The organism is Pyxidicoccus trucidator (genome assembly GCF_010894435.1).
In the GTDB taxonomy this organism is placed as follows: domain Bacteria; phylum Myxococcota; class Myxococcia; order Myxococcales; family Myxococcaceae; genus Myxococcus; species Myxococcus trucidator.
Genome location: NZ_JAAIXZ010000029.1, coordinates 107674 through 124405, shown reverse-complemented (window position 1 = coordinate 124405; position 16732 = coordinate 107674). Strand labels below are relative to the sequence as shown.

Here is a 16732-nt window from a genome sequence, read left to right as displayed (position 1 = left end):
CGCGCCTCAGGCTGGCTTGCGCTTGCGGCGCAGGAAGAGCGTGGCGCCCAGCGCCACCGGCAGCAGCAGCCCGCCTCCCAGGGCCGCCAGCGTGCGGCGCCGCAGGCCCTTCCAGGGCAGGGAGAGCTTCGGCTGCTGCGCCCGCGCTCGCTCGAAGTCCGGCTCCGGGCACTCCTGGCCGAAGAGCATCCCGTCGCCGTGGATGGCGGGGCCGTGCTTCACGTAGGTGCTCCAGAGGCGCGGCATCCGCTCCGGCTCGCTGCTCGAGGTGAAGCGCGCCGCGTGGCAGAGCAGTACGGCGTAGGCCTGGCTGCGCTTCGGCATGAGGTTCGCGGCCTCCTCGGCGAGGTCCGAAGCCGTGGAGCGGTAGTGGTAGCGCCGCGCGTGCGGCGGCGCGTGGGCCGTCATCCGCTGTTGCTCGCCATCCGAGACGAGGGGCAGCTCCGCCATCTTCCGGCGGAGGGCGTCCTCCTCGGGCGGCAGCTCCCGCTGGCCGTCGTAGGCGCCCAGGTCATACATTCCATCCACCTGCGCCCAGTCGGGCGAGGCCTCGGTGCCGAGCAGCTCCATGCCCATGCGCCGCGCGAGCAGCGCCGCGTCGTAGAGCGCACGGGCCCGGTCCACCGCGTCGTCCTCGTTCCGGGCGCGCTCCCGGGCCTCGACGTACTGCCGCGCGGGCTGCTCCCAGGGCGTGCCCCGGAAGTGCTCCAGTGCCTCCGGGCCCGCGCCCGTGCGCAGCAGCCGCCGCGCGAGCAGCAGGCGCAGGCGCCCGGCGATGCTGTTCGTCCCTTCACGGGCGTCGTCGTCCCAGACGTGCGCCAGCTCGGGCTTGCACTGCTCCGCCGCCGTCGGGGCCTGGGCCGCGACGAGCCGCTGGAGCTCCTCCACCGTGAGCACGCGCTCCGCCACGTAGGCGATGTCCGGCCAGGCGCAGCTCGCCAGCATCCGCTCCGCGGAGCCGGTGAAGTCCCCGCGCATGAGGGCGAGCAGTCCCCGCTCTCCTTCCGTGCGGGTCAGCGGACGCAGCGAGGACATCTCGGGGTCCGTCGTCCAGTCCTCCGCCTCCGTCCAGCCCTTCGCGGCCTCCGCGAGGAGCTGCTCCGCCGCCGCCCGGTCTCCCCGGCGCAGCGCCAGCTTCGCCTGCACCCACGCGGCGAGCGGCGTGCGCTCCTGCGCGGCGAAGCGCTCGGCGAGGTCGAAGCGGCCCACGCGCCACGCCCCCGCCGCCAGCCGGTCCGCGCCCGCGAGCCCGGGCACGGCCGCGAGTGCGTCCAGCAGCCGCTGCAGCCCGCCTTCCTCCTCCTCCACCCACTGCCACTCCTGGCCGCGCGTCCAGACGAAGGTCGCCATCAGGCGCTGCACCAGCGGGTCCTTCAGCGCTTCCCGCAGGCGGGCCTCGTCGCGGTGGAGGGCGCGAGCCACCAGCAGCAGGGACGTCGTCGCGCTTCCGCTCCCGTGCGCCGCCTGCTCCGCGTAGAGCCGGATGGCGCCCGTGTCATCTCCCTGCTCCAGGAGCAAGCGCGCCTCTTCTCCGAGGCTGGCCACCGCGAGCCCCAGCGGGTCGTCGAAGCCCTGGCGGGCCAGCTCGCGCACCTCGGCGAAGCGCGGGCGCGCCTCATGCTGCAGTCCGGCTCCCGCCGTCCGCGCCAGCATGTACGCGGCGAAGGTGGAGAAGCGGCGGCGCTCCTCCGGGGGCAGCGCGAGCACGTCCTGGAAGCGGGCGCGGGCCTCCATCAGGTCTCCGGCGTGGAAGGCCCTGGCGCCCGCGGCGTACAGCTCCGTCTCTCGCGCGCCGCCTCCCTCGCGGGCGCCCACCGGCTCGCCCTGCGCGTCCGCGTTCTCCACCACCTCCACCACCTGGAAGGAGTCCACTGGCTTCGGCAGCAGTCGCGAGACTTCCAGCGCGAAGGTGCCATCCGGCAGCTCCGCGAGGGTGCGAGCCCTGTCCGTCAGCAGCTCGGGTGGAAAGTCGGGGCCGCAGGCCCGCGCGTCGCGCAGGGGCGCGAGCAGCAGGAGGACGACCAGGGACGCGAACAGGCTACGGCACGGCAAGTGACACCTCGGTTCCCCGCACGAAGCCGATGACACGTCGCTCGCCGGCGCGCAGGCGGGGAGGCGTGCGCGCCACGAGGGAGGCCCCGTGCGGGGCGTAGCCGCCCACACCGTCCAGGACCTCCAGGTTTCCAGAGAGGGTGAGGCGCGCGGGCGCATCCGCGTCCACGCGGCCGGTGTTCTCGATGACGATGTCCCGCGTCCCACCCCCAGCGTCCACGAGGGCAGGCGTGAGGCTCGGTTCCAGCGACTCGCCACGCACCACCGCCGCCAGCGTGGGCAGGCTCCAGGCGTCCGGGTCTCCACGGTGGCCGAGCCGGAACCAGAGGACACCCGTTACGCCGCGCACGGGGCGCTCATGCAGCAGCGCCAGGAAGCGGGACACGTCGCGGGGCTCCGCGGAGAGGCGAGTCCCATCGCGCAGCCGGACGCGGTAGGTGGGGAGGGCGACGCGGAAGGGCCGTTGGGCGGCACGGGTGGCCTTCGACCAGTCCTCGACGAACCCTCGTGCCTCCTCGGGGGTGAAGAGCGTGGGCGCGCGCACCGCGTGGACCTGGAGGACGACGTCGTCGGCGACGGAGACCAGGCGCTCCACGTCCGGAGAGGAGGCCCAGGTGGGCAGGGCGGTGATGGAGAGCGTCAGGCCTTCCAGGGAGGCCCGCTCGCGCTTCAGCCAGTCCACGTAGCCAGCCAGCGCGGCGGTCGCGCAGTCATGGTCCACCTCGATGCCGCGGACCCGGACGCCCCGGGCCTTCCAGGCGCGGGCATGGAGGGCGACCTCCTGGAGGGAGATGCCGTCGAGTGGCGCCGTGCCGTCCACCCGCATCACCGCCACCACCTCGCGGCCCGAGCGCGCCAGGGCCTCCACGTCCACCGCGATGTCCACGGGAGTCCGCGTGGGGCCGGAGCGCTCGCGGGCGAGGACTCGCAGCGCTCCGAGTTCCGTGGGCACCTCCGCGAGGCCGCGGCTCAGCTCCGGGCTCCAGTCGCGCTGCCACACGTAGGCCTCGTGCGTGAGGGGCGGCGGGCGCTCTCGCGTGCAGGCGAGGCCGAGCGCGAGCAGCCACACCCAGGCCCAGGCCTGGGGACGGCGCTGCCTGAGATGGCCGGAAGAAGTCATGACCGAAGGGCCGCCCACCGCGACGAGAGACGTGCGTTTCGGGAGCGAGGGGTGTGGCGCCATGGTGCCACATCGGCCGCTTCCGTTCCGCTGCCGCGCAGGCTGGCCGGCTGCTTTACGCCAGGGGTGCGGCGTGGCGCGCTTCCGGGCTTCGGGTGCTCCACCGGGGGCGCGCTGGAGGTCTGCTGACTGCCTGCCCCCTGGCGGGTCGGGCCAACTTCGTCAGTTCGCGGGCGGCGGCGCGCTGTGGTCGCAGTGCAGCAGCGACGGCGGGTCGAAGCAGGTGAAGCGCTCCTTGTCGAGCCGGCACACGCCGTCTGGCGTGCTGGCGCACTGCACCTCCGCGCGCGTGGCCTTGCAGTCATAGCCACAGCCCACCGCCTCCGAGGCGTTGAGACAGCGGGGCGCGGGCGTCTCCGCGCCGTACTGGTGGATGACGCTCTCCGGCGGGTCCCAGCAGACGAGGCGGCTGAAGTGGGTGGTGCACACCCCGTACGGAGTGCGGTTGCAGGCCACCTCACCGTTGAAGATACGGCAGTTGTAGCCGCAGGCCACCTGACCCCGGCTCTCCTTGCACTCGGGCTTCGCGCCCGAGCTGGCCGGGTGGTGGATGACGACTCGCGGCGGGTCCCAGCAATGGACGCTACCGGCCAGCACCTGGCACACCCCATAGGGAGTCCTGGCACAGGCCGCACTCGTTCCGGTGGACTTGCACTGGTACCCGCACACCGTCCGCCCCTGGGAGGAAAGACACTGGGGCGGAGGGGGCCGCGGTGCGGGCGGCGTGGGCGACTCCACGGGGGTGGAGGCCAACCAGAGCATGGCGAGCAGAGAGAGCATGGTGAGCCCCCGACGAAGGGGCCGGGGATTTATTCAATCCGCGGACGCGTCAGCCGTCACGGCGCGGGCGGGATGACGAAGCGCCCGTCCTTTCCCAGCCGCAGCCGGGTGATGTAGCGCTGCTTGATGTCCAGGTAGAGGTCGCTTCCGTTCGGGAAGAGCGTTAGCGAGGGGACGATGAGCTGGTGCTCCGGGGGATTGCCCAGGGCAACCCACATGCGTCCGCCATCCGTGCCCAGCGCCACCCAGCGCGTCTGCGGCCCGTCGGGCGACTCCTTCAGGTCCATTCTCACCAGGAGGATGGACAGCCGCCCGTCCTGGGATGTCCAGGTGTTGGCGAGCGACAGCTCCACCCGCGACGGGAGCCACGTGGACCAGGTGTTCACCACGCAGAACCCACCCGCGTGAGGGCGTGCCAGCACCAGCGAGCCACCGCCCTCCGGGCCATTCAGGCTGCGCCGCACCAGCCCGAACGCGCGCACCGGCCCCGTCGCGAGCGCCAGCTCCTGCTGGAAGGCCGGCTTCACCGCTTCAGGAGACTTGAACCCGAAGTGCTCGAAGGTGAGCGCGGGAACCCAGGTGCGGGCGTTCAGCTCCGGCCGGAGCTCCAGCTCCAGGTTCGGCTCGTCGGAAATCGTCTCCGGACAGGTGGGCTTCGGTTCCGTGGACTCCGAGGCGGTGTCCTTCGACGCCGCGGTGTCCTGTGACGCCGCGGTGTCCCTGGACGCCAGGGACTTCGACCCCCCGGCGCAACCGGCCATCAATCCCAGCACACAGCCCAGTCCCAGCACCCTGCTCGCGTGACGCATCCAGTCCTCCAGAAAGGACCGCGAGCATGCCACGACCCTCAGCGCGGCCGGGGACCCGGTCCACCAGGGCGACGCGCGCCGGGCCGGGCCGGGCCGTTGCCTCCCGGGCGGGGACCGGCGTGCTGCCGGGGCGCGGAGGCTTTCGGCTGGCGCGGCCCGTCCTCGTCGTCCCGCTGTTCGGCACGCTGGCGGCGGGCGGCCTCGGCGGGCGTCTCGGGCGGCACCAGTGCCTGCGGACCCCGGCCGATGAGGTCCTCGCGGCCGGCCTGAATCAGCGCCTCGCGCGCCAGGGGCCACTGCTCCGGGTTCCAGTAGAGCAGCAGCGCCTTCTGGAGCTTCTTCTCGCGCAGGCCCTGCGCCGTGTACACGGGCTCCATCTTCAGCGGGTCCATGCCCGAGTAGTACATGGCCGTGGCCATGGCCATGGGGGTGGGGATGAAGTCCTGTACCTGCCGGGGCCGCTTCCCGTTCTTCTTCAGCCACAGCGCCAGCTCCACCATGTCCTCCAGCGTGGAGCCCGGGTGGCCGCTGATGAAGTAGGGGATGTCGTACTGCTCCTTGCCGGCCTCCTCGCTGGCGCAGGCGAACATGTTCTGGAAGCGCTCGAAGCTCTCGATGCCCGGCTTCTTCATCTTCTCCAGCACGCGCTTGGACACGTGCTCGGGCGCCACCGACAGCTGCCCGCCCACGTGGTGCGCGGCCAGCTCCTTCACGTACTCGGGTGAGCGCTCCGCCAGGTCATACCGCACGCCGCTGGCGATGAAGACGTGCTTGACGCCGTCCTCCTTGCGCACCTCCTGCATCAGGCTGATGAGCGGCCCGTGGTCCGTCTGGAGATTCTCGCAGACGCCCGGGTGGACGCAGGACAGCTTGCGGCACTTCTTCTCGATGTCCTCGCTCTTGCACTTGAGCTTGTACATGTTGGCCGTGGGGCCGCCGAGGTCCGTAATCGTCCCGCGGAAGTCGCCCATGCGCCGCAGCGCGCGCACCTCGCGCAGCACGCTCTCCGCGGAGCGGCTCTGGATGACGCGGCCCTCGTGCTCGGTAATCGAGCAGAAGGTGCAGCCGCCGAAGCACCCGCGCATCAGCACGATGGAGTGCTTCACCGTCTCGTACGCGGGGATGCCCTCGTCCTTGTAGAGGGGGTGCGGGACGCGGTTGAAGGGCAAGTCGTACAGCTCGTCCATGGCCACCGAGCGCCCCTCGGCGTCGGAGGCGCCCACGCCGTCCTCCAGCGGGAGCGCGGGCGGGTTCATGTAGATGGCGCGGTTGCCATGGCGCTGCGCGAGCGGCCGCGCGTTGCCCGGGTTGGTCTCCATCTGGAAGTCGCGGCTCATCACCGCGAAGGCCTGCTTGTCCGCCACCACCGCCTCGTAGGCGGGCAGCACCACCGGCTTGCGGTCCGCGGCGCGCTTCGCCGGGTCCGCCTCCAGGGCGCGCATCTCCTCGTCGTTGATGGTGTACGCGGTGCCGCGCACGTCGCGGATGTCCTGGATGCGCTCGCCACGGCGCATCCGGTCGGCGACCTCCATGATGGGGCGCTCGCCCATGCCGAAGACGAGCAGGTCCGCCTTGGAGTCGAAGAGGATGGAGCGGCGCACCTTGTCGCTCCAGTAGTCATAGTGGGCGATGCGGCGGAGGCTGGCTTCGATGCCGCCCAGGATGATGGGCACTTCCGGGTACGCCTCGCGGCAGCGCTGCGCGTAGACGATGGTGGCGCGGTCCGGCCGGCAGTTGGTGCGGCCACCGGGGCTGTACTGGTCCTCGGAGCGGTTCTTCTTCTGGGCCGTCAGCCGGTTGAGCATCGAGTCCAGGTTGCCGGCGGCCACCCCGAAGAAGAGGCGCGGCGGCCCCAGCGCCTTGAAGGGCTCGGCCGAGTGCCAGTCCGGCTGGGGGATGAGCCCCACCTTGAAGCCCCGGCCCTCCAGGAAGCGGGCGATGAGCACCGGGCCGAAGGCCGGGTGGTCCACGTACGCGTCTCCCGTCACGATGATGATGTCGCACTGCTCCCAGCCCCGCGCCTGCATGTCGGCTCGGGTGATGGGCAGGAAGGGATGGGCGTAGCGGGTCGGAGGGGGCATGGCGGTCAGTCGGCTGCGAGTGCTTCTCCCCTAAACACCCCCGCGCCCCGGAAGCAAACCCGGTGAGGCCGGAGGCGTCTGGCGACCGGGACGCCACGCCCCTCCGCCGAGCGACCGTCGCTACTTCTTCTGGTTCTGCTGCGTGGCCTCCCGGGCCGCGTTCGCGCTGTCCGTCTCGGACTCGCCGCGACCGCGGTGGTACGTGGGGTCCTGCTCGTTCAGTTGCTGGGAGCGGTTGTCCTTGTCCGCCTGGCTGCCCGCAGTGCCTCCCTGGGAGCCTGGGGTCTTCTGTCCTGCCATTCGACACCTCCGGGTTGGAGAGGAAAGGTGCGATGCACCCACCGTGCAGGGAGGGTGGACGCTCGGGCTCGGCGCATTGACGGCCCTTCGCGCGTCCCCTACCTTGGCCGCCCTCTCACATGCCGCCACCTGTTCGCGCGGACAGGTCATGACATGTGCGTCTCGCGAACACCCACCATGGCAGGCGCGGCGAATCCTCCGAGCAATGTGGACGTGATGAGGCCGGGTAGCCCCGGCGCGCACATGCCCGGCCTTCAGGCCGGGCGGAGGCTGCGCGGTCCATGATGCGTGGGACGGACGGGGCTTGGGGCCACGAGGCCGTGGGGCAGGGCGGGAGTTCCTCTGAGGCGGGGAGCGGCTCGCGCGAGCTCCGCATCGAATACGACGATGCGCCACCCGGGCACGGCGCCGTCCCTCCGGTGCCGCCATCGCGTCCGCGCAATGCGCTCGCCACGCGGGGACGGCCCGAGGTGTCCCGGGGCCCTGGCCTGCCGGGGCCCGCGGCCGTGGATTCCGAGGGCGTGCCCGCCGTGGACCTCGCCGCGCCGGCGGAGGCCAGCCAGGCCGAGCGTGAGGCCATGCAGGCCGCGGTGGCGGCGGGAAAGCGCCGTGAGGTCTGGACCCCCCCTGCGTACCTTCCGGAAGACCTGCGCGAGGCGCTCATGGCCGAGCGCAGCCAGTACCGCGCGCAGCGGCTGCAGGACGTGCGCGAGGTGAGCCTCCAGTCGCCCGGTGTCCTCTCGCTCATCCCCCGGCCAGCGGCGGACCCGGACTGGTCGGGTGGCTCGCTGCTCGGCTTCCATGGCGAGGAGTGCGTCTTCGGGGGCGACGTCGTCCACCTCGACTTCGAGTCGGGCCGTGTCTTCGCGTCCCCCGGGCATGGCGACGACGTGGACCGGAGCGCCCTCTCCGCCGAGCGCTGGTGCTACCGGCCCTATGACTTCGCGGAGGCGCTGTGCGCGGCGGCCTCGGCATATGAGGAGCGGCAGCCCGCGCTCACCCAGGCGCTGCGCCGCGCGTGCGGTGAGGAGACTCCGCCCGAGCTGTCGGCCCGGGACGCGGAACGGCTGCCAGCGGACCGGCTGTGGAGTCAGCCCTGGGGCTGCATCTGGGGCCCGCCGGGCACGGGCAAGACGACGGCCGTCGCGGACCTCATCGCCCGCTCCCTCCGTGCGTTCCCCGGCGAGCGCATCCTCGCGGTGGCGCCCACCAACCGCGCCGCGGACGAATTGGTGCTGCGCATCAGCGCGCTGCTGGAGCGCGAGCCGATTCCCCTGCGCCCCCTGCGCAGCATCTTCCGGGGCGGCACCGGCGCCAGCGAGGCGCTGGCGAAGCTGCCCACCGTCATCGTCGAGGACAGCCAGAAGGGCGGAAAGCTCCGCTCGAGCATCGAAGACCGCGAGCGGGAGCTGATGCTCCAGCGCGTGCGAGGGGGGCCCGCGCACGAGCTGGCGAAGCTCCAGGCGGAGCTGCGCGGCCTGCGCGGCAAGGTGAAGGACCCCACGCTGAAGGAGGCGGAGAAGGGCGACTGCCCGCTGATGGTGCTCACCGTGCACCGTGCCCTGCGCCTGGTGTCGGAGCTGGAGGGAAAGCGGACCTTCTCGAGGCTGGTGGTGGACGAGGCCGGCATGGTGACACGCGCCGCCACCGCGGTGCTGGCGCCGCTGGCGGAGCGGGTGACGCTCGCCGGAGACCCGAAGCAGATTGGCCCGGTGAGCCGTGCCGCCGAGGGCGCCGGCAAGGACACGCAGAAGTGGCTGCGCGCCAGCGGCCTGTCGCACCTGGAGGACGCGGTGAAGGATGCGGCGCGGCCGGACGTGCTGCTGCTGCGCACCCAGCACCGCATGCACCCGGACATCGCCCGGGTGGTGAGCCACTTCTGCTACGGCGGCGCGCTGCAGGACGGCGACATCGTCCGCGCCCGCGCGGAGAAGCCGGCGCCCGTGGCCGCCTTCCCCGCCACGCGCGCCGGCTGGGTGGTGCTGGACAGCCTGACGAGAGACCCCCGCCGCCTCACCCATGGGCGTGGGGAGACAGGCTCCGGCTACCAGCGCGAGCTGTCCGCGAGTCTCGCCGTGTCGCTGGCGCGAGAGGCGGTGCGCTCGGGTCTCAGCGTCCTGTGTGTCACGCCCTACCGCGCCCAGGCAGCCCTGCTGCGCCGGTTGGGCAACTCGGCCGGCCTGCGCGGGGACGTCTTCAGCGCGTCCACCATCCACCGCCAGCAGGGCACCCAATACGACGTGGTGCTGGTGGACACGGTGGCCGGAGGGCGGCCCTTTCCGCCGCACACGCTGGTGCCCATGCTCAACGTGGCCGCCAGCCGCGCGCGGGACTACCTGCTGGTGCTGGCCTCGCGCGACGAGGCCCGGGCCGCCACCATCCCCCAGCGCTTCCTCGCGTTGCTGCCCCGCCTGCGGGTCCTCTCCAGCGAGCCGCTGCGCCTGGAGCCACTGCCCCTTCCGCAGAAACAGCCGCCACCCCCGCCGCCGCCTCCCTCCGCGCCGGCCAGCCTGGGCGGCGAAATCGAGGGCGCGCGTCCGGCGCGGCCCCTCTTCACGCACGAGCAGGTGTCCCTCTTCGAGCGGCGCTTCGATGACGGGCACCACCTGGTGCGCGGCGTGGCGGGCAGCGGCAAGACGTACGTGCTGGCGCACTGGGTGGCGCGCTACCTGCTGGAGCACGGCGAGGCGCAGGTGCTCATCTCCTTCTACAACCGGGCCCTGGCGCCGCTGGTGGACAAGCTGCTCACGGAGGCGCTGGTGCAGCGCGCGGGCCGCGAGCGGGTGCGGGAGCTGCGCGCCCGCGTCTCGGTGCGGCACGTGGGGGCGCTGCGCCGTCCGGAGCCCGGCAGCTTCGACGCCGTCTTCGTGGACGAGGCGCAGGACATGGACGCGAAGGCGCTGTCCTCCCTCCATGGCCTGGTGCGCCCCTACGCGCTGCCGGACGGCCGGCAGGTGCGCTGCTTCCAGCTCTTCATGGACGACTCGCAGAACGTCTACGGCCAGGTGCCCATCGACGCGCTCAAGGAGCAGCTCCCCGAGGGGCTGTCCTTCCGCGGCCGCACTCGCGTGCTCAAGGAGACGTTCCGCGCCACCCGCGACATCCTCGACGTGGCCTTCAATGTCGTGCTGGACCCGCTGCGCCAGCACCAGGCGGGCGAGCCGGGCATGCGCGAGTACATGAAGGTGGGGGAGCTGGCCCGGGAGGGGCTCCTCTGGCTGCCGGAGGAGACGCTGGAGGGCCTCTTCCGCGTCCAGTCCACCGAGCGCGGTGGCGTGCTACCCCAGGTGCGAGGCTTCGCCTCCAGCGCCAGCGAGGCGCGCCAGGTGGCGAAGGAGGTGGCCCGGCTCATCCGGGAGGAGGGCGTCCACCCCGGAGACATCCTGGTGGTGGCCCCCGTCATGCCCTCCCAGTACACCGAGGCCCTCACCCGCGCCGGCGTGCCCGCGGAGGCCTATGGTGGCAAGGGGGGGCGGGACGTGACGGACTTCCGCGTCAGCGGCGTGGACCACGTGCGCGCCACCACCGTCTTCTCCTGCAAGGGCCACGAGTGCCCCATCGTCTTCTTCGCGGGGCTGGACGCGCTGGACTCCGTGGAGAACTGGATGGCGGGCGCCCGCGAGCGCTCCGCCCGGGAAATCGAGCGCATCCGCCGCGCCATGTTCTACGTGGGCTCCACCCGGGCCATGAAGCGGCAGTACCTCACCGGCGTCCGTGGAGCCCGCTTCCTTCGCGTGGCCGCCACCTATGTGGAGACGCTCGCGGGGCTCGTCCCCGCCGCGCCCGGCGGCGCGAAGGGGTAGGCGGGCGGCCCGCGAGGGCTCCGGCTGCCCGGGGAACGGCAGGTCCGGGCCCGAGGATGGCGCGGACGTACCGAAGGAAGAGGGCAGGGGCCGTTCATCGGTCGAACTCCGTCGGGGAGGACCGCCTTGCCCACCATCCACGGCAGGACTCGCGCGCACTACGACAACCCGCACCGCCACCAGACGCTCGCGGGCGCCACGCTCTACTTCTATCGGGCGGACGCCGCGGACTCGCGTCCTCCTGGCCCGGGGCGCTCGCGACTGGGGTGGCGTGCACTCGACGCGCTTCCTCCGGGCGCACTGGGCCTTGCCACCGTCCAGCCTGATGGAAGCTACTCCCTGGACCTGGAGGGCTACGAAGGCGGCCCGCTGCTCTTCGCGCTGCGGGTGGAGAAGCTCGACTATGCGCCAGCGACGGGGAAGTCGGCCCAGGGGCTGCTCGGCGTGGCCCAGCCTCGGCGTGAGGGGCTGGCCTGGGTGCTGGACCTGGACGTCCCGCGGCCGGCGTACTGCGCGCTGCTGGGCGCGCTGGACCTGTGGCTGGTCGCGGGCCGCGTGACGGACGGCTCGCCCCTTGCCAGGCCCCTGGTGGAGGGCGTCGTCACGGCGTGTGCCCGCGACTTCGACCCGGATGGCACGCTGGGCCAGGCGGCCACGGATGCCACCGGCAGCTTCGAGGTGTTCTTCCCCGGAGACGTCTTCCGCCACATCCCCACGCTGCCGCCGCCCTTCGACTCCATCCTCCCGCACGAGCTCATCGGTGGGCCGGACCTCTACTTCAAGGTGCGCTCCGGCAACGCCTGGGTGGTGGACGAGCCGCCCTCGCGGGCCCGTGAGCGCGACAGGGAGAATCGCCGGAACTGCTCCTACCTGGAGCTGTGCGCCGAGCCTCCCCGCCTCGACACGATGACGCTCTGGACCCACGTGGGAGAGACCGGGCTGGGCCGGCTGGACGGGGCAGGGGACTGGTCCGGAGACGTCCAGTTCCGGGGCACCCTCGCGCGGACGTACCAGGGCGAGCCGGTGCGCTTCCGCTTCGTCCACGCGGCCTGGGCCGACACCGCGCCCCGCTACCCCCGGGACTACCGACCGCTGACGGCGGAACACCTCCACGGAGGCCAGGCGTACGCATACCTCCGCGAGCAGGTGGGCCCGGCGGCAGGGGATTGCATGTTGACGCCGGTGTTCCCCTTGCCGGACGCCGAGGGGTGGATTGCCATCCCCCAGGACCCGAGGCTCATCCACCTGGGGCGGCTCATCGGCCTCCGCCCGGAGTCCCTCGCTCCGCGCCCCGGGTGTGGCGCGGAGCCACGGCTGCCTTCCGGGAAGCAGCTCTGGCGGCGGAAGGTCTCCTTCATCCTCGAGGTGCGCACGGAGCGCCACGTGCTGCACCCACAAGGGCCGGTGACGCTCGTCCTGGAAGGACTCGCCGCTCCCGCGCACGAGGACGGGCAGACCTGCCACCCGGGGTGCTGAGAGCGGACCCTCCAGCCCCGGGTGGGCCTCCGGCGACCTGTTGGCGCTGGAGGCCCGTGGGCTCCCTCCGTGGACGGAGCCGGCGCGCCGGGCTACCGGGGCGCCTGCTTGAGGCCCTGCACGCCCACGTTGACGCCGGTGACGTGCGCTGCCTCGAGGAGGTTCAAGGAGACCTGCACGACGAACTTCTCGGTCAGCGCGAGGCGGGCCGCGTAGTCGTTTTCCTTGGCGGGGTTGGGGTCGCCGGTGGTCTCATGCTTCGGGTCGGACGCGTACACGAGGCACTCGGGCGCGTCCGGCCTCACTTCCGGGCATGGAACCTGGACGGCCGTGTTCAGCGTCTGCTTGGACGGGGCGTCCTGGGCCGCCGTCACGGAGCCGGCCTCCTGCCGCTGGACCCGCTTCCCATCCTGACGGTCGATGACGCGCCCCGCGCGAGGGTCCACCGTGAAGGCGGAGATGCGGCCGGGCTCGTTCACGTCCTGCAGGACGACACGGACGAGCGTCCCGGCGGGAATGTCTCGCGAGGGATTCCAGTCCGGCTCACGGGTGTGGCGCCAGCAACCGGACAGTGCGACGAGACACGACAAGGGCAGGAGGATTCTCTTCATGGAGATGACTCTGGCTGTGGGTGGGACTACTCGAAGAGCAGCACCTGCCGCACCCACGTGCTTCCGTGGCGCCGCAGCCAGTCCTGCCGTTCGTCCCGGAGTGCCTCGGCGGCGGGCGCTCCGGACCGGATGCGTGCCAGCACCAGTTCGAAGAAGGCCGAGGCCTCGGCATCGGGAATCTCCTGGGTTGCCGCCAGGACGGCCCGGGCACCTGACTCGATGAAGGCGAGCGGCAGCCCGAGATTCTCGTGGATATAGGCGCTGGTATGCGCGGCGTAGCAGGCGGCGAGCACCACGACGGGCCGCCCGCGCAGCCGCTGTCCGCGCAGGTCCCTGGTGGTCAGCGCGAAGCGCCCCGTGTCGCTCGTGGGCGAAAGCACGAGCACGGACGCATCCGCCACGCCGGGGTCGATGATTCCATGTGCATGGACCTGCACCTCCGTCGCATCCCGCATGGCCTCCAGCACGCGGACGGGCGTGGCCGCCGCGCCGCGCAGGACGGTGAAGGCCTCATCCGGACCGGTGGTGCTCCACGCCCGCAGCGCGGGGAGGCGCAGTGAGGCGGGAGCCAGTACGTCGGTGACGACCAGCCGGCGCTCCTGTTTCGGCGCCCGGGGTACCGACGGAGGTCCGACGCGGTAGGACCACGCCAGCTCCGGAGGCAGCAGGCCCGCGCGGCCCTGGACGGGGGGACGGGCCAGGACATGCACACTGGGACAAGCGCGCAGCGCCTCCACGATTTTCGAGGGCACCAGTCCTTCGACACCTTCGAGGGGAGACTTCCGTCCCGCGTCATAGTGGCCTGTCAGGCGCCCCTCGGCGTCCCGAGCCACCACGAAGGTGCGCTCGTCATCCACCGTGACGCCCAGCACGCACCGCTCCGGCGCGGGCAGGGCGCGCTCCTCCGCGAAGAGGGCAAGCCCCTGCTCCAGCTCCTCGTGTCGTCCCGCGTCGAGGAGGAGGGAGGTGTAGCTGTAGACGCGTGCCTTGCGCGCGCCCACGTCGGAGGCCTGCAGCTTCGCGGTCTCGGTCAGCACCTGCCGCAGCAGTTGCTGTCCCCGCGGGCGGTCCTGTTCGATGAAGTAGCGGCCCTCGAAGTGGCTCAGCATGGCCTGGTCTCCGGCGTCCAGGCTTCCGGAGGCGCGCAGCGAGGTCAGCGCTTCGACCAGTTGCTGGGTGTCCCCGGGCTGGTGCTGTGTCGTGCGGGCCAGCTCCGCGAGCAGGGAGATGCGGGCCATGGAGGGCTTCTGGCCGCAGCTCGAGGCCCGGTCCAGATGCTGGCGGGCACCCGCGAAGTCCAGGGCACGGTGGTGGGCGATGGCGAGGTTGGTGAGGGCCAACTCCCAGTCGGCGCAGCTCTCGGGCGTCTGGGAGACGAGCTCCTCCATATATGCGCGCGCCAGGACGAGGTCATTCCGCGCCCGGGCCACCTGCCCCAGGTCCTGAAGGAGGTTGCGCTGCGTGCCCCACTCCTGGCTGCTCCGGGCCAGCTCCATGGCCCGAAGGAAGTGCGCGGTGGCTTCGACGGGACGGTTCAGGCGGACACTCACCAGCCCCAGCTCCCGCTGCATCAGCATGCAGCGGTAGCCCTGCTTCGCGTCTGCCCTGCACGACTGCACCGCGGCCTCGAGTCGCTCCAGGGCGTGGTAGGGCTCGTCCCGCAGCGCCTCCGCCTTCGCCTGTCGCTCCTCCGCGAGCAGCGCGAACCACGGGTCCCTCGTGGCCAGCGCCAGCGTCCGGTATTCGTCCAGGTGCTCCCGGGCGTCGACGTACGTCATGGCTCCGAGGAGAATGTCCTCCTGGCGGGCCTTGCGCACCTTGTCGAGGAAGGACGCCTGCGCGGCGCCCTTCAGCTCGCCGCGAGAGAGTCGGACATAGTCCCGGGCCAGGGGCGCGCGGAGGGAGAAGTCCTGCCGGGCGGTGCGGCGCACGGCATCCTCCAGGTGGGAGCTGCCCTGCTTCTCGTCGAGCTTCGCCGCCAGGGGGCGCAGGGCCTCCACGCGCTCGGGAGTCGCCGCGGTGCGCAGGGCGTTGTACAGGCAGACCCGCGCCATTCCGGGCAGGGCGTCCGCCTGGGCCACGGAGAGGGGCGCGCCTCCCTCCACCATGCGCTGGCAGTCCTGCCGTGCGCCCTTCCAGTCCTTGCGCTCCGCCTCCGCCGCGCTTCGCAGCTCGCGGACCTTCTGGGCGGCCTCCTCGCTCCAGCCCGGCTCCTTCAGCGCCGCCACCTGCTCGAAGGACTCCGCCGCCTGGAGCGGCAGGCCGAGGGCCCGCAGCGCCAGCCCGCGGTTCCAGAGGGCCTGCGGGTGCTGGGGCCGTTCCTTCAGCGCGCGCTCCAGCAGCGTCAGCGCCGTCTGCCAGTCCTGCCGCTGCATGGCCAGCACGGCCTGGTCGGTGTCCACGTCCGGCGACTCGCGCAGCCTGCCGAGGTAGGCCGAGGCCTGCCCCAGGTCCCCGCGCAGCAGGAAGGCCATGGCCAGTCCGCGGTCGTCCCCCGCCTTCTCCAGCAGGGCCATTTCACGCATGGGCAGCGGCTGCGCCGTCGTGCCCTGGCTGCGCATCACCTCGTAGGGCTTGTGCAGGTCCGCGCCAGGCAGTGTCACCCGCGCCTCCAGCGTGCGCGTGGGCGCCTGGGCGAGCCACAGCGTGTGGGCGTCGGGCCGTGGGTCCGAGCGCGACACCAGCACCAGCGTGGCGAGGCCCGCTGCCAGCGCCAGGGGCACCACCATCAGCCACGCCTTGCGGCGCCAGGCGGGGGGCCCGTGCACGATGGAGGGGGCGGGCTCGTCGCTGGCGGCGTTCACCGCGTCGTCGGCGAGCAGCTCCATGGCGAGCAGCTCCTTCATCCGCGTCTCGCAGGGGCCGCAGCGGGTGAGGTGGTGGCGGAAGTTCTCCGCGTCCACCGGCATCAGCTCCCCGTCGACGAAGCGCTCCAGTCTCTCGCAGAGCTCGCTCATGACCCGGCCCTGCCTTCGCGCGGCGTCTCACCCGGCGTCAGCAGCTCCCTCAGGGCCTGACGGGCTTCGGAGAGCCACCGGCCCACCGTCCCCTCGGGCGCGCGAAGCTGCTGGGCAATGGCCCGGTAGCGCAACCCCGAGGCATGCAGTCGGTACGCATCCCTCAGGTGCGTCGGACGAAGCTGGTCGATGGCTCGCAGGAAGTCGTCCCTCGTCACCTGCTCCCACCGTTCCACGGGCACCGGCTCGCCCGTCGCATCCCCCTGCACCACGCGCAGCGCTGGCGCTCCGAGCACCTCGGTGCGCCGCCGGCGGCAGTGGTCCAGGAAGCGGTTGCTCAGCGTGGTGCTCAGCCACACGCTCACCGCCCCCGCGTTCTCCCCCACCAGCCGGTCGAAGTGGCGGTACGCGCGCTCCAGCGTCTCCTGCACGAGGTCCTCCGGGTCGGTGCCTCCTCCCGCGCACAGTCTCCGGGCAACCCTCAACAGGCCCGGGCGCCGAGCACGCGCGAAGTCCTCGAACTGGCGGTGCTGCACGTCATCCATCGTCGCGCCGCCCCCTACTCCCATCATTTCATGTCGTTCCACGCGTGGAGCGCCCCCTGCGCACGGGGAGAACGTGGGCGGGGAAATCTCTTCGGTGGAATCGTATAGCACGGCGCGTCACGGCCTCTTGTGGGAAGT

11 protein-coding genes are annotated in these 16732 nt (G+C 72.3%); 2 read left to right on the top strand and 9 right to left on the bottom strand.

The features are described from left to right. Positions 1 to 6: 6 nt before the first annotated feature. From G4D85_RS45835 to G4D85_RS45810, 6 genes are all read right to left on the bottom strand, one after another. Positions 7 to 2052 carry a hypothetical protein gene (locus G4D85_RS45835; protein WP_164020961.1) on the bottom strand — a complete coding sequence of 682 codons (2046 nt, stop codon included), beginning with the start codon at positions 2050 to 2052 and terminating at the stop codon, positions 7 to 9. After that, entirely contained in the window at positions 2039 to 3172 is a 1134-nt protein-coding gene (locus G4D85_RS45830; protein WP_164020959.1) for a DUF3142 domain-containing protein, read from the bottom strand. The genes G4D85_RS45835 and G4D85_RS45830 overlap by 14 nt, the downstream gene beginning before the upstream one ends. Positions 3173 to 3394: 222 nt before the next feature. Continuing rightward, positions 3395 to 4012 (bottom strand): hypothetical protein, encoded by a 618-nt coding sequence (locus tag G4D85_RS45825; RefSeq protein WP_164020957.1) that lies wholly within the window; start codon positions 4010 to 4012, stop codon positions 3395 to 3397. Between the two features lie 56 nt (positions 4013 to 4068). Continuing rightward, positions 4069 to 4821: a hypothetical protein gene (locus G4D85_RS45820; RefSeq protein ID WP_164020955.1), complete on the bottom strand. Its 753-nt coding sequence runs from the start codon at positions 4819 to 4821 to the stop codon at positions 4069 to 4071. Between the two features lie 38 nt (positions 4822 to 4859). Then, on the bottom strand, positions 4860 to 6902 hold the full coding sequence (locus tag G4D85_RS45815) for a YgiQ family radical SAM protein (protein ID WP_164020953.1): 2043 nt from the start codon (positions 6900 to 6902) through the stop codon (positions 4860 to 4862). Positions 6903 to 7022: 120 nt separating this feature from the next. Then, on the bottom strand, positions 7023 to 7202 hold the full coding sequence (locus G4D85_RS45810) for a hypothetical protein (protein WP_164020951.1): 180 nt from the start codon (positions 7200 to 7202) through the stop codon (positions 7023 to 7025). 281 nt (positions 7203 to 7483) lie between these two features. Here G4D85_RS45810 and G4D85_RS45805 point away from each other — a divergent pair, with 281 nt between their 5' ends. Both G4D85_RS45805 and G4D85_RS45800 read left to right on the top strand, forming a co-directional pair. Beyond that, positions 7484 to 11005 carry an AAA domain-containing protein gene (locus G4D85_RS45805; RefSeq protein ID WP_240359911.1) on the top strand — a complete coding sequence of 1174 codons (3522 nt, stop codon included), beginning with the start codon at positions 7484 to 7486 and terminating at the stop codon, positions 11003 to 11005. 126 nt (positions 11006 to 11131) lie between these two features. Further along, entirely contained in the window at positions 11132 to 12481 is a 1350-nt protein-coding gene (locus tag G4D85_RS45800; RefSeq protein WP_164020950.1) for a hypothetical protein, read from the top strand. A gap of 92 nt (positions 12482 to 12573) precedes the next feature. On the opposite strand, the gene G4D85_RS45795 is transcribed toward G4D85_RS45800, so the two are convergent. From G4D85_RS45795 to G4D85_RS45785, 3 genes are read right to left on the bottom strand one after another with little or no spacing between them, the layout of a single operon-like run. Next, positions 12574 to 13092, bottom strand: coding sequence for a hypothetical protein (locus G4D85_RS45795; protein WP_164020948.1), 519 nt, complete (start codon positions 13090 to 13092; stop codon positions 12574 to 12576). Between the two features lie 26 nt (positions 13093 to 13118). Next, positions 13119 to 16049 (bottom strand): CHAT domain-containing protein, encoded by a 2931-nt coding sequence (locus G4D85_RS45790; RefSeq protein ID WP_164020946.1) that lies wholly within the window; start codon positions 16047 to 16049, stop codon positions 13119 to 13121. Continuing rightward, positions 16046 to 16621 carry an RNA polymerase sigma factor gene (locus G4D85_RS45785; protein WP_164020999.1) on the bottom strand — a complete coding sequence of 192 codons (576 nt, stop codon included), beginning with the start codon at positions 16619 to 16621 and terminating at the stop codon, positions 16046 to 16048. Before G4D85_RS45785 ends, G4D85_RS45790 begins: the two co-directional genes overlap by 4 nt. Between the last annotated feature and the right edge of the window lie 111 nt (positions 16622 to 16732).